The organism is Ferdinandcohnia sp. Marseille-Q9671 (genome assembly GCF_976954385.1).
Genome location: NZ_CDRJTA010000003.1, coordinates 537,501 through 558,774, shown reverse-complemented (window position 1 = coordinate 558,774; position 21,274 = coordinate 537,501). Strand labels below are relative to the sequence as shown.

Annotated in this window: 16 protein-coding genes (1 of these 16 running past the window's edge); 2 read left to right on the top strand and 14 right to left on the bottom strand. The window is 35.0% G+C overall.

The window, feature by feature from the left end; translation table 11 throughout:
* Positions 1-467: 467 nt before the first annotated feature.
* From ACWNMY_RS15360 to ACWNMY_RS15335, 6 genes are all read right to left on the bottom strand, one after another.
* Positions 468-755 carry a putative quinol monooxygenase gene (locus ACWNMY_RS15360; protein ID WP_449539122.1) on the bottom strand — a complete coding sequence of 96 codons (288 nt, stop codon included), beginning with the start codon at positions 753-755 and terminating at the stop codon, positions 468-470.
* Positions 756-950: 195 nt separating this feature from the next.
* Positions 951-2,573 (bottom strand): response regulator transcription factor, encoded by a 1,623-nt coding sequence (locus tag ACWNMY_RS15355; protein WP_449539121.1) that lies wholly within the window; start codon positions 2,571-2,573, stop codon positions 951-953.
* Between the two features lie 5 nt (positions 2,574-2,578).
* Positions 2,579-4,375, bottom strand: coding sequence for a cache domain-containing sensor histidine kinase (locus ACWNMY_RS15350; RefSeq protein ID WP_449539120.1), 1,797 nt, complete (start codon positions 4,373-4,375; stop codon positions 2,579-2,581).
* 83 nt (positions 4,376-4,458) lie between these two features.
* On the bottom strand, positions 4,459-5,772 hold the full coding sequence (locus ACWNMY_RS15345) for an ABC transporter substrate-binding protein (protein ID WP_449539119.1): 1,314 nt from the start codon (positions 5,770-5,772) through the stop codon (positions 4,459-4,461).
* Between the two features lie 71 nt (positions 5,773-5,843).
* Positions 5,844-6,677 (bottom strand): carbohydrate ABC transporter permease, encoded by an 834-nt coding sequence (locus ACWNMY_RS15340; RefSeq protein WP_449539118.1) that lies wholly within the window; start codon positions 6,675-6,677, stop codon positions 5,844-5,846.
* Between the two features lie 19 nt (positions 6,678-6,696).
* Complete coding sequence (locus tag ACWNMY_RS15335) at positions 6,697-7,665, bottom strand: carbohydrate ABC transporter permease (RefSeq protein ID WP_449539117.1); 969 nt, start codon at positions 7,663-7,665, stop codon at positions 6,697-6,699.
* Between the two features lie 261 nt (positions 7,666-7,926).
* Here ACWNMY_RS15335 and ACWNMY_RS15330 point away from each other — a divergent pair, with 261 nt between their 5' ends.
* Positions 7,927-8,571, top strand: coding sequence for a YesL family protein (locus tag ACWNMY_RS15330; protein WP_449539116.1), 645 nt, complete (start codon positions 7,927-7,929; stop codon positions 8,569-8,571).
* A 137-nt stretch (positions 8,572-8,708) separates the two neighbouring features.
* On the opposite strand, the gene ACWNMY_RS15325 is transcribed toward ACWNMY_RS15330, so the two are convergent.
* From ACWNMY_RS15325 to ACWNMY_RS15295, 7 genes are all read right to left on the bottom strand, one after another.
* Complete coding sequence (locus ACWNMY_RS15325) at positions 8,709-13,172, bottom strand: hypothetical protein (RefSeq protein ID WP_449539115.1); 4,464 nt, start codon at positions 13,170-13,172, stop codon at positions 8,709-8,711.
* Complete coding sequence (locus tag ACWNMY_RS15320; protein WP_449539114.1) at positions 13,150-13,896, bottom strand: DUF6063 family protein; 747 nt, start codon at positions 13,894-13,896, stop codon at positions 13,150-13,152. The genes ACWNMY_RS15325 and ACWNMY_RS15320 overlap by 23 nt, the downstream gene beginning before the upstream one ends.
* Positions 13,896-15,407 (bottom strand): hypothetical protein, encoded by a 1,512-nt coding sequence (locus tag ACWNMY_RS15315; protein WP_449539113.1) that lies wholly within the window; start codon positions 15,405-15,407, stop codon positions 13,896-13,898. Before ACWNMY_RS15315 ends, ACWNMY_RS15320 begins: the two co-directional genes overlap by 1 nt.
* The gene (locus ACWNMY_RS15310) at positions 15,398-16,471 is read right to left on the bottom strand and encodes a Wadjet anti-phage system protein JetD domain-containing protein (protein WP_449539112.1); all 1,074 of its coding nucleotides are present in this window, start codon (positions 16,469-16,471) and stop codon (positions 15,398-15,400) included. Before ACWNMY_RS15310 ends, ACWNMY_RS15315 begins: the two co-directional genes overlap by 10 nt.
* Positions 16,472-17,059: 588 nt before the next feature.
* The gene (locus ACWNMY_RS15305; protein ID WP_449539111.1) at positions 17,060-17,617 is read right to left on the bottom strand and encodes a nitroreductase family protein; all 558 of its coding nucleotides are present in this window, start codon (positions 17,615-17,617) and stop codon (positions 17,060-17,062) included.
* Positions 17,618-17,858: 241 nt separating this feature from the next.
* On the bottom strand, positions 17,859-18,710 hold the full coding sequence (locus ACWNMY_RS15300; RefSeq protein WP_449539110.1) for a DegV family protein: 852 nt from the start codon (positions 18,708-18,710) through the stop codon (positions 17,859-17,861).
* A 262-nt stretch (positions 18,711-18,972) separates the two neighbouring features.
* Entirely contained in the window at positions 18,973-19,524 is a 552-nt protein-coding gene (locus tag ACWNMY_RS15295) for a DUF5412 family protein (RefSeq protein WP_449539109.1), read from the bottom strand.
* 221 nt (positions 19,525-19,745) lie between these two features.
* Here ACWNMY_RS15295 and ACWNMY_RS15290 point away from each other — a divergent pair, with 221 nt between their 5' ends.
* Complete coding sequence (locus ACWNMY_RS15290) at positions 19,746-20,816, top strand: LysM peptidoglycan-binding domain-containing protein (protein WP_449539108.1); 1,071 nt, start codon at positions 19,746-19,748, stop codon at positions 20,814-20,816.
* A gap of 150 nt (positions 20,817-20,966) precedes the next feature.
* On the opposite strand, the gene ACWNMY_RS15285 is transcribed toward ACWNMY_RS15290, so the two are convergent.
* On the bottom strand, positions 20,967-21,274 hold the 3' portion of the coding sequence (locus tag ACWNMY_RS15285) for an iron chaperone (RefSeq protein WP_449539107.1). Its footprint extends 70 nt past the window's final position; only the last 308 of its 378 coding nucleotides appear in the window; the start codon falls outside the window, past its right edge; it ends in the stop codon at positions 20,967-20,969.

The window sequence follows — 21,274 nt, the reverse complement described above, 5'->3', positions numbered from 1 at the left end:
CGCTTGTATTGTGTTCAGTTTTCAAAGAACTTTCGTAGTTGCCTTAAAGCAACTATACTAATATATCATTTTCTTCTAAGTGTGTCAAGACCTTTCTTTTAACGAGTACACTCTATCAAGTTAGTAACTCGAATAAAAGGTCAGTGAAATTATATTAACATATTAAATAGTTTGTTGTCAACTTCACTATATTTGTTTAACGAAGCGACAAAAAATATAATATCATCTATCGCTCTTCAAAACAACAACCAAATTAAACCAGTTACTATATTATTCGAATATATTTGTCCTGATTATACATAATACAGCGAGAATTCAATTTGCTAATACTCGTATTTCAGACCGCAAACCACATTCTAGTACCCTTCATATGTATGCACGAACAGAAACCATAGCCTTCTCTTAAAACGCACCCAAAAAGCGAGGGATAACTCTAGCTTTTTGGGTTCTATATTAAAACACGTGAATTATAACAATTCCTTATATAAGTTAAGTTCTGTACTTTCACGTAATTTCCTAAGCTCTGGTACAATTTCCACAACATGTTTCGTGTTATTGTGTTGATTTAAAGACTCTTCATCTTCCCATTCTTCAAGCATTGATATGATAGATGGATCATTGATATCTTGATTCAGTGTATACGTTATACAACCTTTTTCCTTTCTAGTTTCTGTAATAACCTCTTTAGCTAGGTTTATGTATTCCTCGATTGTTACTTCAGGTTTTAACTTAATCTTACAAACAACTTTAATCATAATGTTAACTCCTATTCTTTTTCATTTAGGTAAAGTAAGAAATGCTAACGAAATACCCTACCGTAACTTTACCATAATCCATTGGGGTTAGAAAATTCATCATCTTTATATACCTTTTTCAAACCAATTAGCTATCCATGTTTTTATATTGTGTTCTTTTGATAATTTAAGGTTCTAAAATGAAGTAGTGCCATTTCACCCTAAATTTTTCTCAACTACTCCCTTATCTTTATACCTATATGACTTGGGAGAAACACCATAATACTTTTTAAATGTTCTTAAAAAGTAACTTTTACTTTCATACCCTAACTCACATGCTATTTGTTCAACTGACTTTGTTGAGTGATCGAGTAACTCTATTGCTTTTGCCATTTTAACCTTTGTTACATATTCAACAAAACCTTCCCCCGTTTCTTTTTTATACATTCTACTGAAATAACTTGGATTTAAATGTAAATGAGAAGCTACTTCATTTAAAGATATCTTTTCACCATAGTGGATTTGTACGTATTTTTGGGCTTTTAATATATCTTCATTTCTATTCGTCAAATTAACTGACTTGATTTGTTCGAGCAACTTTTCAAAAATATCTTCTAATACACATTCTAAATGTTCAAAGGTCTCCACTTGCTGAATATTATGGTCAGTCATAGTAACATTTTGGGCCTCAAAATGATGTAAGGTATTTAAGGATAATTTAATATCATATATTAATTTAATAACCCAATCTTTGATTACTTGTGGAGCATATTTATTTTCTTTCGCTTTAACTAAATGATGAGAAAGACACTCTAGGAGCAAGTCCTTTTTATTTTTTAATAGTAACTCTTTTATTCTATTTGAAATCTCTACATAGCCTTGAAAAATAGTATCACTTTTATAAGAAAATGTACGAAAATATTGGATACTATTATAACGATAATAAAAGCGTTGCTCTCTATTTTTTAGTAATAGTCTCATATTTTCTATCAGTTGCTGCTCTTTCGCATGTTGTTCTCCGATAACAGAGGTGATACTAATCTTTAATAATGTGCTGATTTTAGTATGTATTTCCTTTACTATGGTCTCAATCGTATATTGTGTTTTATTTGTCATGTTTCCTTTAAAAAGAAGAAAAAATTCACTTTGCAAATAGAAACTTTGAGCCTCTAGCTTAAACTTGGTAAGAACCTCTTCTACTACACTATTGATGTTAATAAGAAGTGATGTTTCATTATCAAAAGAAATGATTGCATCTTGATAGTGATCGATGAAGCATAATACGGTCGAGTACTCCTGTGAAAAGTCCATTTCCAAAAGTTCCTCTTGTTCTTTAAACCAAACCGTTTTTTCAATGTACTGCTCTTTCATTAGCTTTTCAATAAGCTTTGATTTTAATGTTAGGTTGTTCTTTTCTAAAAAACGAGCCACAATTAAGTGTTGATTATTTGAAGTAGCCTCCTGATCCAGCTTATTCTTTAATCTATCTAGTAAAGCAATGATATTCTTCTCTTCCATTGTTTCTTTTAAAATATAATCAAAAACCTCTAATTTTAATGCTTGTTGTGCATAGCGAAATTCGTCATGGCAGGAAAGGATAATATTATACGAGTTAACTTTTGATTGTTTGAGTTGCTCAATTAATTCTATACCGTTTAATTTTGGCATTCCAATATCAGTAATCAATACATCATAAGCATTTCCCTGCAGATACTCATAAGCAAGAGTACTATCTTGAAAATGTGCAACTATTCGGAACCCATAATCATTCCAAGGAATAAATCTCTTCAAAAACTCAATAACTATCACATCATCATCTACCAAGACTACATCATACATCCTACTCACTCCCTATCCACTGGAATTCGAAAGGTAACAATTGTTCCTTCTCCTTCAATACTGTCTATTCCCATATGAAAATCTTCTCCATAAATCAATTTCATCCTTTGATAGACATTTTGCAGTCCGATTCCATTAAACGATTGATAATTGTTGACATATTTATCACTAGTTGATTGATAGACTCTACTCTGCAATCGTTCTAATGTAAGCTCATCCATCCCTTTACCATTGTCTGTAATGAGTAAGTGAAGATGCTTATTATTATGTATGTTAGCTTGTATTTCAATCGTTTCTTTGCCATTATTATCTCCATGTATGATAGCGTTTTCAATGACTGGTTGTAAGAAAAACCTTGGTACTTCGATAGTTGAGGTTGCTCCATTCACATCAATCTTCAACTCTACATCATGTTGATGGCGGAAATTCATTAAATCTACGTAATGCTTTACAATTGCGATCTCTTCTTCTAATGGAATAAAAGCATTATTACGATTTATTGTCATTCTTAAAAGCGCTGATAAAGAATAAATAAGCGAGCTGCTTGCAGTATCACCCTCCATTTTTATTTTAAGGCGAATGGCATTTAATACATTAAATAAAAAGTGTGGGTTTATTTGAGCTTGAAGCATTTCTAATTCTGCATTTCGCTTCGCTTCCTCCTGTATTTTTATCTGCTCTATCATGTCCTCAATCGTATCCAACATATGATTAAAGGATCGGCCAACCTCGGCAACGTCGTTACTGCCTGAAATCTGTATTCTCGCTGATAAGTCTCCTTGTTTGATGGCTTTTGTAACAAAATTTAATCTACCGATCGGTTTCGTAAATTCTCGTACAAGCATAATAAGTCCAATTAAAAATAATGCTAAAAACCCGCCTTGAATGATAATAGTTGCCCTAGTTACCATATTAATAGAGCCAATTGTGTCTTTATAAGGTACAAGGCTAACCAATCTCCAATTCGAATACGAAACTGGATAAGAAACCATTAAATGATCTTCTTCCTCATATTTAACAATTTGATAATTAGAATTTGTTACACTGTATGGCAATTCCCCTCCTATCTCATCCATATTCAAACTTGAATAGACTTCTCCTTCACTATTAGTCAAATAGTACTTCGCTCTTTTATCACTTTGGTATTGACTTAACAGCTTTTTGATTTCCTTTTCTTTTAAACTAATAATTAAATACATATTTGAAGAATTCGCTTTTTGAATTCTTCTCCCAATTGTAATTAGATAAGGATCGGTTTCTCTCTCAGATTGAATGAAGGTAGAGTGTGCGCCTAGCCAGAAGGTTTCGTAAAAGCTTAAGTTTTCCAATTTTTCAAACCATGTTCTTTCTTTGAATTGCAAAGGGTTAAAATCTACTAGTGAGTAGTTCGTGTAAAAAAGATCATTTTCAAACAGGATTGTTATATATAGAGGCATAAGTAAATCAGTAATACTCGATAATTCATTCGAAATATGGATATAGTTAAGTGCAATTTCTTGTTTTGCGGTGGGTGACCCTGCTTCGATAAACTCATGGGATTTTAGTAACTGACTCATATTAGAATCAAATTGTATATAGTTTGATGTATACATAATATCATCTAATATATTATTTATACCTAATTCAATCATTCGTAATTCATCTTCAGATTGTTCTGCTGCACGTTGTTCTAAAACATCCTTCGTAAAATAGTTTGAAACAATATAGGTACTGACCCACGGAATCAAAATACAAAGAATAACAGAAATAATTAACCTTGTTCGTAGTGACATTTGATTTATTTTTTTCCAAAACACCTTCATTATCTATCACCACTTCAAAATTTTAAAAATAAAAATAGAGAGAAAACAGTTGTTTTCCCTCTATTATATCATGAATATTCTAACTATTGGTTGGCATCTACAAGTGCTTGTATTCTTTTTTCTACATTTTTCATTGTTGTATCTAAATCCTGCTCACCAAGGAGATATAACTCCACCTCTGCAGTATATTCGGTATCAGCTTCTGTAATATATGGTGGTGGTGCAATTGGTTTAGATGGCTTAGCTTTAGAAAGGGTATACTTCAATGAATCCATATGAATTGCTTCTGGTTTTGCACTTCCATTTACCACTGTTTCTAACATACTATCAAAATCAGTTTCCGCCCACGATGGTATCCAGATTCCTTGTTCAAGTAGCCCCTCAGTTGACAACCAACGCATGAAATCATATGCCTCTTGTTTATGCTTTGAAGATTTTGCGATCGAAATTAAATCCCCATTCATCGGTACTAGAGCTTCGTCACTTGCATTATTTTTTGGCCATGGTGCCCAAGCGATTTCAAATTCTGGTGTAAATTGGCCCCATTCTGTTACCATATAACTTCCGATAGGGATCATTGATGCTGATTGACTAAAGAATTGCTGACGATAATCCATTTTTTGCGATAAAATTTCAGTAAATGGAACAGAAGACTTATCAACATTTTCTAATTGATTACGTAATTCAAGTGAAGCACGTAGCATCGGATCGGTTGCATTTGAAGTACCATCCTCATTTAATATCATGGTACCCTCCGATTTACTCATTAATTTTAAAGAAGAAAACAAGTTATGCCATGTGTGGAAATAAGAACCATAGTGATCATCTGTTGTTAACTTTTTAGCATATTCTGCATAGTCCTCCCACGTCCAATCTGTCGGAACTTCTAAGCCCGCTTCATCAAGATGAGCTTTATTCATCATCACAAGCATGGTTACATTTTTCATTGGCAAACCATAATACTTGTCATCTACAGATGGATACGTGTTATTGTAAACTGTATTGATATCAATTCCCTCAGCATCTAGATATTCATTGATAGGTTCAACTAGACCTGCATCAATACGTTTGACTAAATCACTTACATTGGAGAACAAAATTAAATCCATATCATCTCCTGCGGAGGCCATTAAATCCAATTGTTTAAAATAATCTCGTGAATTCATATTTTCAACAAGTGGGATCGACTCAACGTTGATTCCCGGATTCGCTTCTTCGTACTTTGAGATGACACTTTCCCATTTACCTACATCTTCATTGACCCAGTGGACAAATTTTAACGTTACTTCTTTATCAGATGACCCTTCTTCAGTTGAAGCATCATCCTTTTCTGAACAAGCTACTAATGAAATCATTGCAAAAAGGCCAACTAGTAATAATAACCCCCATCTTTTCATCTTAAAACCCTCCCTATACTTTTTAATTGTATATCAACTCTCCATCTAGATTAAGAGAGTACATACCGTTGTTACCCTTTAACCCCACCAAGCTGAATCCCTTCAATTACGTTTTTCTGTCCGATAATGAAGATAATCAATAACGGCAGGATTGCCGATACAGAAGCCGCCATCATTAAGGAATAAACGCTACCATGTTGATCCGAGAAACTTTGTACACCAAGTTGAATGGTATATAATTCTTTGGATCGAAGGAATATTAATGGGTTCTGGAAATCATTCCAGGTCCAAATAAAACGTAATATCGCATATGTTGCGATTGCTGGCCTTACTAATGGCAATGCAATCGAAGCAAAGATTCTAAGATGACCTGCTCCATCCATTCTCGCTGATTCAATAATTTCGTTACTAATTCCGAGATAGAATTGGCGTAGCATAAAGGTTCCAAATACACTAAAGCTATTTAATAAAATGAGACCCGTGTGTGTATCATAAAGACCAACCCATCTATATAGTAGAAATTGTGTAACTAATAATGTTTGAGGTGGAATCATAAAGGTTGCCAATACGATTAAAAAGATCAAATCTCTTCCTTTAAAATTGATTTTGGCAAATCCATATGCCGCTAAACATGAAACCGTACATGAGATTAAGGTAGTAAGAACAGTAACCTTAATAGAGTTCCAATATAGTAGTAAAAACGGCATTGAGCCTGTCCAAACCTCTTTATAGTTTTCAACTACATTCCACGTTTCAGGGATCCATTTGATTGGAAACGATAATACATCTTCTTCTACTTTTAAAGAAGCAGAAATCATCCACAAGAATGGCATTAGAAAAGCAATTCCAAGTATAACCATTATGACTGTCGTGAGTAATTTACGCATATCTAATTTTGCTACCATCTGCACTGCTCCTTTCTATCTAATAATTCACCCATTTTTTCTGACCAACAAATTGAATGTAGGTAATAAGTAAAATAATGATAAACATTACTAATGATATCGCTGAAGCATATCCGGTCTTGAGTTCAATAAACGCTTGCTGATACAAATAAACAACTGGTGTTATAGTTGAATTCGCTGGTCCACCATTCGTTAAAACAATGATTAGATCAAACACCTTAAAGCTTGAGATAACACCGGTAACAAACAATAAGAATGTAGTTGGTGACACTAATGGAATTGTAATTTTTGTGAATTGAGACCACGCAGTAGCACCATCCATTTGTGCTGCTTCATACAATTCCTTTGGGATATTCTGCAATCCTGCCAAATAAATAATTAAATTAAATCCAATTCCCGTCCAAATCATAATTAACATAACGGACGGTAAGGCATAAGAAACGTCCGCAATCCAAGCCGGTGGATTATCAACTCCCAACGACATAAGTAATTGGTTAATTGGACCTTTCGTTGGATGGAAGAGCACTTGAAAGACAACAGCAACGGCTACAATACTCGAGATAAACGGCATAAAATAGATTATTTTGAACAGATCCTTCAAATACACATGTTTGTTAATGATTACCGCTAATCCTAGGGATAATAGTAAAGTAATCGGTACCGCTAAAATTAAGATAATATTATTGAGTAATCCCTTAATGAATAATGCATTAGTAAATAATTTCGAGAAATTCTCGAAACCTACAAATTTAGCATTTTGATAACCCGCTACGAAATTCCAATCTGTGAAACTTAAAACAAACGAAGAGAGAATAGGGAATAATACCAATACAGAAGTCCCAATAAACATCGGTGCAATAAATGCATAGCCGGATAAGTTTTCCTTCCATCCACTAAACGGACCACTCTTCCCTTTTTTTGCTCGCTTGCGTACTCTATTATTTGTTTTTTGTACAAGTTCTTGCTGGAGCTTTACTCCACTACTCATAATTTCACCTCTTCTTCTTTTTTGTAGATTCGTAATCGTAATGTAGACTAAGTATAGTTTTTGTAATCGCTTTCAACAATAAATAATTTTTACATTATTGACAAAATTTTTACTACTTTACCACTTATAAAAATCTTTGCTGAATATCCTGACTATAAAATTGCATTATTTTTACCTTTTAGATAATTTTTTTACTTCATTTCAAAAAAAGAAAACGTTACCATTTTTAGCGTGATATATTATTCTTAAGGAGGGAGTACGATGCAATTAGGAGCTTTTTCAGGTTTCATTCTTACCTTTTGTGAATGGGTGGCGAGACTAGCTTATCTCAATCTATTATGGATTCTTTTTACATTAACCGGGTTCGGTATTTTTGGTTTTTTTCCAGCAACCATTGCAATGTTAGCTACATTGCGACAGTTTCTTATCAAGAATCACCCACCGCTATTCCAAACCTTTTGGCAGTATTATAAAAAAGAGTTTCTAACCAGTAATAAATTAGGATTACTAATCGTAGTTATCGGTTTTATTCTGTATATGAATATCACTTTTTTACAATCTACATCTATTGAAAAATCTGCATTTCTCTTTTATTCAAGCATTATTATGAGTTGTACGTATGTTCTCATCATTTGTTATACATTGGCTTCCTATGTTGAATTTGATCAACCTTTGAAAACCCACATAAAAAATTCACTTCTTATAACGATTTATAGTCCGATTCCTAGTCTATTTATCATATTTGGATTTGTTGCTGTTTACTTTGCTGTTACCACTATATCCGGCTTAGGATTCTTTTTTAGTGTAAGTGCATTAGGTCTTGTCATTCTCTCCTCAGCGAATCTTGCATATAAAAAGATTATAAGCAAACAAGAGCAAGCAGTAAGTAATAGAGTAGAAGGGTAAAACTAAAACTCTTACATATCGTCAAACAGTCAAAAGCCAATACTTTGATTAATTCAAAGTATTGGCTTACTGTTTGTTACCCGTATTCAGAATCGATTTTGCATTGCTCTCGGATAGGTGGTTTACACTGTATTTACCTACTGAACAACCTCTTCACCTTGGAAAATCCGAAACGCAGGAACAATCGTGTCTGAAACAATTTCTTTGCCTTTTTCTCGAATGAAGTCAAGTTTATAATAGGCTTCAAAACGTTGGCTAATTTCAGTCTTCACAAGTTCAGGTGGTGTGACAACTATAAATTGGAATTTTAGTTTTTCCGCTACCGCAAATATTGGGTCAAGGACATGTGCAGAAGCAGCTTGTCCAAACGGGTTATCACAGACTAAAGGCACCCAGCTTTGGTCTGTTTCGCTTTTAACAGAAAGTAACATCATCATCATTACCATACGTGCTGATAACTTTTGACCTCCACTACCATCTGACTTCGTTTTAGAACCTTGATTAATCGTCTGCCAGGTTGAATAATGCTCTCTATGTGGTTTTCCGTACATGAAGGCATTATCTGTTCGCATATTATACACAAGTAACTCTGGATAACGATTCCGAAGAGAGACAAATAAAATTTGTTCGTCACTGATCAGTTGTTTTATCTCATGATCCAACGCTCGATTTTGTTCATCAATCAACTCAAATTGTTTGGTGATTTTGTTGATAGCTGAAACAAAGTGCTGCTTTAATAGCGGCTCGATATCTTCCACTCTTTTAGGTAAGATATCTTCTTTGAGTTGGACAAGTGGAAACGTGCCTCGTTCGTTTTTCAATTTCATCTTTGAAATCATGGAACGAATGGCTTCCGATATACTCATCACTTTCATACTTGCACGACTAGCCCAGAAGTTTTGGGCTTTTTCTGCTCGTTCCTTATCTCGTTCTAATTGCTCTAATCCACTTTTTGAAAAACGCTTCATATTATTAACGATACTTTGAATATGTGTATAGTGTCTCGTGTCCATATGATCAAGTGTCGTTAATACCTCATTTTTAAAGCGAACCTCCCAATCCTTTCCTTCAATTAGTAGCTTTAGGTTTCGTAATGTTTGATCAATTTTCGCATGCTTTTCTTGTCCTGCTTCTTGAAGGGCTTGATGCTTCTCACACCAGGATAAAATACCTGCTTTTCCCTGAGTTTTTATTTTTTCTACTTCTTGGTCGGTAAATGGTGCTGCCTCTTCTTTTAGGATTACGGAAAGAGTTAAAATATCTCCTTCATACCCAGCAATGTTCGTTTCAGATTCTTTTTGTTGTTTCTCGATCTTTTTGATTTCGTCTTTCGTTTGTTTCGTTTGATCTTTTATTTCAACATCTTTTACTTCTAAATCAAGCTCTTCCCATTCTTCCGGTTGCTTTTCATGCTTCGCAATTTTCTTTCCTGCTTTGTCACGTTGTTCAATTGCATGCTGTAAAGATGTTTCTGCTACTGTAACAACTGTGCCTTGTTCACGTTCTTCCTTTTCAGCAGTTTTTGCTTCCTTCTGAGATGTTTGTAGCATATTTTCAATTATACTCATCGGCTCATCTGGTACTGGAGCTTGTCTCCAATCCTCTTGTTGAGTAGTAAGTTTTTTCACTACTTTCACTTGTTGCTTTTGTTCTGTTTCTTTCTTAGCTTGAAGAATAAGTAATTCCTGTGCCTGTTCTTCTTTTGACTTTTGAAGTTGCTTGAGCTCCTCGATACTTCCATTTATCTCTTCTAACAAATGTAATGATAAACGTGGTACTTCTTCAGATTCGTCCGCTTTCTCATTTGCAGGAAATTCTGCTTCTTTAATAAAGAATGCCACTTCTTTAATATTTTGTTCGGTTGTAAGCTTCCATTCTACATAGGTTTGATTCCATTTGTTTTGTAGTTCAATAATCTGTTGGTGCTCTTTTCCTAGTTCCTGTTGCTCTGTACTCAACGCTTCCTTTTGTTTCTCTTTCTCTTGTTTTACCCGTTTATTTTCTTGATAAAGTGTTTTTTCTTTTTCAAAACCTTCTATTGTTTCCACATCTTTACCAAGCTTCTCAAGCTTTGCTATCGTTTTTTCCAATTGTTCTTTTAGTTGAAGCTGGAGTTCTTTTTCCTTAGCTTCTTGTAAACGAATCTCTTGTAATTCTGTTTTCTTAGATAGAAGAACATTTTGTTCCTGAGTAAGAGCTTTTTCAATATCACTTGAAAGTTCCTTTGATAAAAATCGATCAATTTCTTTTAAAATACTACGAAGAGTTGCTTCCGTCTTATCAACTTCACGTAACGTTTCTTTCTTTTCATCTATTTGTTTCGCAATCTTTATTTTCCAGTTCGTAAAGTTGTTCTTATCGTTTACTAATTCTTGCTCAGTCCCGTTTATGATGACAAAAGAAAATGGATGATTCTCGTTAGTCATTTCCTCACGTAAAAATATTGGAACAGGACTCTTATACATTCTCCCTGTTAGGACTTGTTGATTGATTTTTTGCCATTGCTGCCCACTTACGACTAACCCGTATGGAAGGAGTGGATAAGTTAACATATATTTCGCAATTTCTTCGGGCGTTAATGATTGGAGGAATTGTGTTCCATAAAATACATCAATTCCCGTCTTCTCATCAATCCATTCTTTTAAATCCTTCACATCTTTATTCGGAATCCAGAAGGGTTCATCATTTAACGAATGGTCGATTTGTGTTTCCCACAGTTCTTTTTTTAGTTGTTCGCTTTGTAGTCTATTTTGGCTAAGCAGCTCTTCGATTTCAATCGCATATTTTGATAGTAGCGAATGAGTGAACGGCACTGTAACATGTTCTAACAAACCATGTAGCTTCTCGACTAGTTTTGCTTCTCGTATATCTTGCTTATCTTTTGCTATTTTTAATTCTTGTATTTTATTCTCTAGGTAAGAAATCGTTTGGACGAGTGTACCATGAGATGTCGCAAGTCGATTTTGCACTTCGCTAGATTCTTTGTCCTTCGATTTCAAATCTTCTATTCTTGTTTTTCTATCCTCAATTTGTTTGGTGAAACTATCATGTAAACCTTGTAAGTCATAGGTTAATCGATCACCAAACTCTTTAATAAGTTCTGTCTCTTTTGACTCGAAGGAATGCATTTGTGTATATAGAAAATCAATTTCGGTACTAAGCTTCGTAATCTCTCTCGTTTTTTGTTTATCTTTTCTAGAAAGCTCTTTTTCGTTATTCCTCAAGAACTTTTGATAGCCAACATATTGCGTAAGAGCTTCTTGTATCGATTTGTAAGCCTTCTCCCATTGACTAGTAGCTTCCTCTTTAATTTCATCCATTCTTTGATTCACTTGTTCTAAGCCACTATTTTGTTCCAATTTTGCTATCTGCTGTGAAAGAACATGAATACTTTGTTCGTTTTCACTCCACTCTTTTAACAGAAGCTGAAAAATGAACTGTTCTTTTCGTTCCAGTTTTTCTTTTACGTTTTCTTGAAGCAAACTATGTTTCTCTTTTTCTTCTAGTAATTTCTTATCCCAATTCATGACTTCTCGGTGGGCCCTAGCATACTCAAGATTGTCTCTTTGAAAGCGTAGTTCTTCCTGCTTAATTGTTAGTTTATCCATGTCCTGTTCTAACACAAGCTGGGTTTCTTCTTCAATCTGCTTTACATGCTCCAACGCACCAAGCAACTGTCTACCTACTTTTATACTGCTATTAATAATTTCTTTGTGCTCTACTCCAATCGCTACATGCTCTTCAAATGGGACAATGTCCTCTAGGAACTCTTTATGCGCCTGCTCGCGCTTTAAAAGGACTGGCAAATCCTTCGCAATACTAGCCTGGCTCTTAAAAATTTCCACAAGATCATTTTTTTGATGCTCGGTACGATGCAAGACCCCGCTAACAGTTGGAATGATACGTTTTTGAAACAAGGAATGATCATCCTCTGCTCCCTCAAAGTATTTCCCAACTCCACCTTCATCCTTGTTAATCTCTTTCATAATATCCCAATCTTTACGGTTAATTCCGTATGTATCAAGGATACGATGATGTTTTTTTGTATCTCGGTAAACGTCATATCCATTCCACTTTAAATAATCTTTCAGACTCTCAGTTTCAGCAACCTCATCATTTTCATAGAGTGGAATATGCTCGAGTGCTGCCTCTTCCTTACGCTCTAGTTCTTTTGTATAAAACGTGATAGTAGGAATAATCTTTGCTTCTTGTTCCAATGTTTTCGTTTCGATTCCACTTTCCTCATTCATTGAGATTCGCTGTTCGGCCGAGAACATTCCACCTGTAATCAGATGTCGCTGGTCTGCTCCATCCAACTCCCACTGAATGAGAACATGAAAGGTATACGGGACAAATTGTTCTTTATTATTAAAAAAGAATTGTTGGTAATAACGATTGTTTTGTTTTCCCCAAGATGTACCTGGCTTAAGGATTTGGAAGATTGTTTGTAGGAACACCCCTTTTCCGCCACCATTCATCATTGCAATGAGGCCATTTGTTGAGGTTTCATCATTATTAAAATTAAAGGTAGTGTCTTTATATTGTTTTTGCATGCCATCATACTTCAGGCCAACAATTCTAATCGAAAAGATTTTCGGCATGCTCATCCTCCTCTATAGTCATTAATTTCTTAAATACTTCATACCGATCATAATCATGATACAAGTACTCTATTCGTTCAAATAGCTCTTGTTTTGGAATTACCTTAGGGATTTCATCCCGGTCGAGAATAACAATTAACCCCTCTGTCTCTAAAAGTCGCATGCTACTTGCAATTAACCCAATTCTCGTCCGTCTATTCCCTTTTCTCAACCCATAATCATCTGTGTCAACCTCCATGTATTTCCATGTGGTCACGACTTCCTTCATATCTATCCGCTCTTCTTCTCCAAATGTTGGCTTCGACTTAAGAATGCTATCCCAATTCGTTATAAGATCATTCACTTGTCGTTCTAATGCATAGTAGCTTATTCCTTCCCGCTTCGTTCGAACCTTTGCAGCTTGGTTGCGGTCGATTGTAGCTAAAAAAGACATCATTATAATACTCATTAAATGAAAATGTTTCTTAGTTTCAATTTGCTTATGCTTGTCTTTCATATGAGTGAAATTCGTTGCAAAAACAGAACCAGTTGGTTGCACAACTAATTGAATCCGTTTTGGCGCTTCAATAATGTATGTACCTGATTCGTCTGCTAATAAAAGGACAGTCTGTCTCACTTCTGGCTCAAAATATGTCTGAAAATGTTCGCTTGATTCGTCTATGACCTTATCTTTTAATAACGTGAAATAAACAGCTGATGCTTTTTTTACTGCTTCTGCATTCATCATTTCCCCTCCTCTACACATATTTTAAATGGGGTAATTTTCATACGATACCACTGGAAAGGCGCTGCGCGGTGGTCAAACTCCGTATATATTTTTAAGCCTTCAAACACTTGGAATTGTGGGTATTCCTGCATCAATTTATATAGAAGAATTTCCCTCTCATCACTTAATGTTTCTTCCTTTCGATGCAATACTTGAACCTTCAATGGCTTTTTATCAAACATCATCCATAAATCTATCGTCTCTGATTCTTCAAACCATAGATCCTGTACTTCTAATGGAAGGTCTGCTAAATCTGCTAATGAGAATTCTCTATAAGTTTGTAGATATTGAAACACATAACTCCATGCAGAAATAACAGAATTCCAATCAGTCACTCGCTTTTGAGTATTGCTTTCTTCTACTTCATCCTCAACCTCTACATCTTTTGATTGTATATCATTGAATTCTTGTTCTCCCCAAATCCAATCAAGGGGTAAAATAAATTCATTCTTCGGTGAAAATAAAGGTGATAGTATGTGTTCAATAGAGGCAAATGATTTGACGCCTTCTTTCATAACCCAGTTTTCGTAAAAATGCTCTCGGAACGAAACCAAGCTGTTTTCCCAAAACAGGGAAGGGTTTTCTACCTTTAGTTTCATCTCATATGAAATGTTTTGAATCACTAGTTTGGCAAAACGATCATGTAATTGTCTTGTATGGCCAATTTTTTCTTGTAGAAGAATCAACTCTTTCTGGATAAGATTATCTTCGTGATTTCTTTGTTTTGTTTTTTCAATCATACTAGTGATGGTACGAAAGTGATTTTTTTCTTCCTCAAATTGCTTTTCAATCTCAATACGATTGTCTGCCCTTTGCATTTCCTCTTCAATTATTAATATTTTGGGATTGTTGGTCATTTCCTTTTGAAAAGAGAATTCATTTGCCATTAAGCGGTTTACCCGTGAAATGAGGTGATCGAGGTTTCGAGTAGCTTTCCGAAAATTACCATTTTTTATCAACTGCATACTATAGAGTTGTTCAATTGTGATCGAGAATTCTTCAGCCATTTCCCTGCTCATAAAAATCATTTCTTGCGCTACATCTGTAAGCTTATATACAATCTGTCCGCCTAGCTCTAAATTCGTATATAATTCATCCATTGTGACATAACGAAACACTTGCGTTTCCCAGGATTGTTTTATTTCATCGTAATATAGTGCTTCAAATGGTTTACTATACTCTTCTTTCCCCTGATACAGCAGACCACTGGTTATTCGTTCAATTTGCTTTTCATCCGCTAATAGCTTCATTTGTTTAATAGATTCTTCAACCATATACTTGATATCTGATTTTCGTCTATTGTCATCATCATTTAATTCTCTGTAAAAGATGAGGAGAAGCACTTGCATGAGAATCGTTTGAATATGAGGCTTCAACTCCCCTACTTCCATTCCCCTTCCAAGCTCAAACAGTGGATTTAATCGTTGCATTCGCTGGGCAAATCCTTCCCATGATTCGTTCACATCCATCTCCTCCATGTTTCTATTGTTAGAACTTCTTGTGGGACCCGCTTATTTTCCTGCCATAATGTTAGCAATTGTTCTTGTTCCTCTTCCGTAAACCATTGCAAAAATGCATTACGGTAGTGAGTGTTTTGTGTTTGACCACTTTTTTGCTTATTCTGTTGGTCTGTACACTCCAGCATTTTGCGATAAATCTTTAAGGCTGGTTGAATCGTGCAATCTGGATATTTTTCAATAAGTCTTATGAGAATACCGTATCCTGCAGCATCCAAATCTCCTGCGTAGTAGAAAAGGTAGTTTTTAGATGGAAACATTCGAAAGAAAAAAGAAAAACTGCGTTCGATTTTTGTCCCTTCACCATAAATAATTAATTCAGGTTCATAATCTAATTCGTTTTCTTCCAGTAACTTGATTGAGGTATGGAAGAATGATAGATTTTCAACAATAAGGACTCTTTGAATATCTTTCATCTCTTTTCCTTGTTTGATCCAAAATACAAATGGCTCTCCGTAGTGTACCATTTTAAGCTGTTCTTCAGAAATCCCAATTCTAGTCAGGAAGCCTTTTCCCTCAGGAAAACTCTCACTATCTAGTAAGAATTTTTCATGTCCAAAAAGCTCCAGACTTCTTTCTTCGACTGACACAATTTCCCTATCCTGGCTAGTTTGAAGAAACTGATAGATTTTTTGGATTCGATTCCACTCGTCTCTTGTTTGCCATTCGGGATACCGTTCATAGAAAGAAAAATCAAACGTATCACTTGCTTTCATCATCTCGAGACGATCCCATTTGACTTCATGAACTTTCATATTTACCCAATAAAACAAGGAAAGAACTGGGGTTCTTCCATTGTACTGATTATTACGAATGGGAGTAAGAAGTCCTTCTGCTTGCAACGTTTCAATCGCATGAACAAACAGTGTATAACCATCCATTTCAAAATAATCATCTAATAGCCTACGCAACTGGAGCTCTAGATCATTTATATTAATTTTCTTTTTTTGTGTAGGGTGTTGGATATCTGAAATAAAACCTCTCACCCGAGTTTCAACAACATCGATTGTACTCACCTACTATTATTCTCGTAAATTCAGAGAAATCTACTCTACTTATTCTTTAGGACATCCTTTTATTATAAACTACTTCGGTTATGGTCAGTAAATGAAATTTTTAGTACTATTTTTTGGATTGAGTTTTAGATTCTGCTGGCTTTTCCCATTCTTACCTTTATAACGACACGAAGCAAAAAGGCCAATACTTTGATTTTACTCAATGTATTGGCTTTAAGTTGAAATTATAGGTTGGTATGAATGTAAGGTGTAGTCCCAGTTGTCTCCTCGTTTGTAGATTGGGACATTACTTTTCATATATGGGACATACCTAACCGTAGGGGACATTATTTTACATTTATGGGACATACCTAATTGTATAGGACATTACTATACATTTATGGGACATTACCTGGCTTATTTGGGACACTACTCTACGAATTATGGGACATTCCTAGCAATTTATGGGACACTTCTTTACATTTATGGGACATACCTAATTGTATGGGACAATACTATACATGTATGGGACATTACCTGGCTTATTTGGGACACTACTTTACATATATGGGACAACTCTAGCAATTTATGGGACATAGGAAAATGCCTTCATTTATTTATCCATGTTGTAACTGTTTCAAACGGTTTTCGTTTCCCAGTAGGAAAGGTCCGTGATGGATAGCCGAAATAAAGGAAGCCTAAAACCTCACCCTTTTCAGACAAACCAAAGAACTCCTTCATTAATGGGTCATATGTCGGCTTTCCGGTTCTCCAGAATCCTGCCAGTCCCAAGCTATGTGCTTCTAGCAACATATTTTGAATACATGCGTAAACAGCACCAAACTCCTCTATTTCTATGACCTTTGGATTCTCACTTGGTTCAACAGCAACCGTAATGATTACCGGTGCACGAAACGGCTTAGACTGAACCTTTTCAAGCTTTTTCTCGTCTGTCTCACCACTATTCTTTGCTATTTTGAGTAGTACATCCCCAAGTCGTCTTCTCCCTTCTCCTTGCAAAACAAAAAAACGCCATGGTTCTGTCCTAAAGTGGCTTGGAGCCCAAGTTCCAGCCTCTAGTATCTGTTTAATAATACTTTCTTCCACCTCGTCACTCTTCACAAGCCCAAAGCTTCGCCGGGCCCTAATTGCATCATGCACATCCATACAATCGCCTCCTGTAAAGGTCATTATTAAAGTGTATACATATATATGGCTAAATAGTAACATTTTAAAGAAACTGAATGCCTTGTGCTGTCAAATCTATATTACTAAAATAAAATACGAACACTTTACAATTAAAATAAAAATAGACATCCAGAAAATGATTGTCTAAAAAAACATTGATAACTATGAGTTGCTAAACTTGACGTATTGTCTTTTTAAAAAGTTTTACTCTCCTTATTTTTTAACATTCTAATCCAGCAATTCCAAATCCCCCTGGTCCAGCATGGGTAGAGATCATCGCGCCAGCTTGTATCCAACTGATATTTTCAAATCCATATTTTTTTGCGATTTCCGTCATTTTCACCTTAATCTCTTCATCTAGGCCAACGGAATATATTAAATAAATTTGTTTTTTATCGATGTCGTATTGATTTAAATAGTCTTGCATAAGCTTTTCGGTGACTGAGCTCATATTCCCCCGGTATTTTTTAGTAGATGTGAGCTTACCATCTATTAATTCAATACAAGGCTTAATTTTTAACAAGGCTCCTCCTAGATAAGCAAGGTTACTAACTCTTCCACCTGCTTTTAAAAATTCTAGACTGCCAGGAACAAAAGCTAGTCTGGATTTCGGCACGATGGCTTCGACTTTTTTTACTAAATTTTCAGGATCAATCGTGGGCTCATTTGCTACTAAACCTACTGCATACATCACAATAGCAGCAAGTCCACCTGTAACGTTCAACGCATCAATTAGGTAAATATCATTCAACTCTTCCGATGCAATAATGGCATTTTGAAAGGAAGAAGAGGCCTTAGACGTGTATCCAATATGGATAATGACACATCCCGGATTGTCCGCTTTTATCTGTTTAAAGAACAGCTCATATTCATAAACATTTGTAGCTGTTGTGGAGGGAATTTTCTTGGTACGCTCATAATATTCATATATATCCTCGACCGGCAATGCCCCATCTAAATAATCCTTATCACCCATGATAACGTGCATCGGAACCACTTGGACAGAATGTTTGCTAGTCCAATCTAAAGGTAAATCCGCGCCACTTTCCGTAGTTAATATAATTCTACCCAATGATAATTCCCCTCTCATCTCCTATAACTGTTCAGAAGATATCCTTTGTACTTAATCCTAACTATACAGTAAACGAGTGGACTTTTCAGAATTTTTTAGTGATTCAACTACCTCAATATGTTTTTTGGATATATGGTATGCAGGATGCTTGCCTTTTATTGATGCATGAGTTGTACACGTTTTCCTCAAAATATCCAAATAACCTTGGGGTACCTTTCATTTTTACGTTCAACCAGCACTCCGATTGTTCTCTAAAGCTCTATTAGTTCTGATAGCAAGTTTCATACTCATTTTTCATCAGTAAACTCCTACATGCTAGACCGCTATCATGATAAATATCTTTGCCAATCACCAATTCAATATTTCTACTTGAATTTGGATAGGTAGGCTCTTCATTCACAATATATAACGTATCTTCATCCTTCCATACCATAGAGAAGTTACTTTTTGCATCACTATAATAGACTGTCTTTCTCTTATTTTCCTCATTATAGGTGATTTCAACCCATACATTTACACCACCAGCAGCTCCACCATAGGTCATATAATAAGCATTTGCAGTAAATTTTCCTGTGGGAGAATCAACAGGTCCCCTAAAAAACTCACCATTCAAGTTATCGAATGTAAAAAAGTATTTGGTATAACCTATCAAACCGAAACCTACTACAATTCCTATTAAAGATGTGATAAATAATTTCTTAGGAAAGGGCTTCTTTTTAGTAACATACATAATCAATTTAACGAAAAAGCTGATAACTACTAGTAACGTAATAAAAGTAATAAATAGACCTACTGGATATACATAAGTATTCATGACTGCTCCTTTACACTCAATAAACTGACTGTAATCACTAATCTATATTATATGATTTTTGCTATTATTTTTACATACCCGACAAGAAATGATCAATTGCACGTTATGCATCCTTTAACAATGGATATCTATTCCTCTATTTCCACATTAATCTACAAACCTAGACAAACCTATAGTATAATGTTTAATTAGATTAATAGATTTGCAAGGAGGTACAAAAGATGGGTAAAAAGAAAATATATTTGTCCGTGACTACAACTGCATTTATTGCCTCTGCATTTATTGGTGCGGAAGAGACTGATGCAGCAAGCTTGTATAAAGTTCAGAGTGGAGACTCACTGTGGAAGATTGCTCAAAAACATGATATTACTGTTACGCAATTAAAGACTATAAACAGCTTAACAAGTGATATTATTTTTCCGAATCAAGTCCTAAAGACAGAAAAAGATTCTACTAACAATACACCTGGTAACAACACGCAAACTGAAAAAGAGACCCAACAACCAAGTACATCAAAAGCTACTACATACACTGTAAAATCTGGGGATACACTTAGTGGTATTGCATCGAAACATAAGATTTCGCTTAATGATTTAATGAAATGGAATAACTTAAATTCAACTCTTATATACCCTGGTAATGTGTTCGTTGTAAGTAAACCAACTACAACTACAGAAAAGCCAAGTAACCCCACACCACAGAAACCAGCTGAACCTCAAGAAGAACCGGGCCAAACCACTACTGTGTATACAGTGAAGTCAGGCGACTCCTTGTCAAGAATTGCAATTGAATATAAGGTTACAGTAGCAAACCTAAAGAAATGGAACAGCTTGAAATCAGATATGATTTATATTGGTCAAAAGCTAAATATTGGCGAGGGTGGTAAAGTAGAAGCTCCTAAAGTAGAAACCCCACCAACAAACAGCAGCTATAATGTAGATGAGTTAATTAAAGTAGCTAAAAATCAATTGGGAACACGTTACGCATGGGGCGGATCTACACCTAGTGGATTTGACTGTAGTGGATTCATATACTATGCCTATAAGGCAGCAGGATTAGATACGAATCGCTACTCAAGTGAAGGTTACCATATGCGCTCCTATTACGTAAATACACCTAGTGTTGGTGACCTAGTATTCTTTGAAGGAACCTATAAATCTGGTATTTCTCATGTTGGAATTTACATTGGGAACAATGAATTCATACATGCTGCAGATAACGGCGTAGTAATATCAAATGTGAATGAATCGTATTGGAAAAAACATTTTGAAGGATTTAAGAGGTTTTATTAAGAGACTATTAATCAAGAGGAAGTTAGTTCTTAGGAATTTGACTTCCTCTTTTGTATGTAATTTTCTTGCACAAATTAAATAATGATCGTCACAAAATAATGAAGAAGAAGATGACCACCCGGATTTTCTTACAATATTTATTGCTCCTTATTAACAGGCTGTATCCTCACCGGCGCGCCACATATCAACTGTTTTATGGATAAATTGTTCCAATCCCGTATCTTTAATCTTTAACGATTTTTTAACGCGAATGCAACCTTTTCCATAATTATAGCCCGATAATAAGGTTTCTGCATTTTCTACCTTATCGATTGTTCCTACATAAAGGCTAACATAATGTTTTTGTGCGTTTAAGGCAAAGACATAGTTATCATCTTTACCATAATTCAACATCTTATAGCGAATCACCTCTTCCATTTCAGGTGCATAAGCAAAAATCATTTGTCGTATCTCGAGCA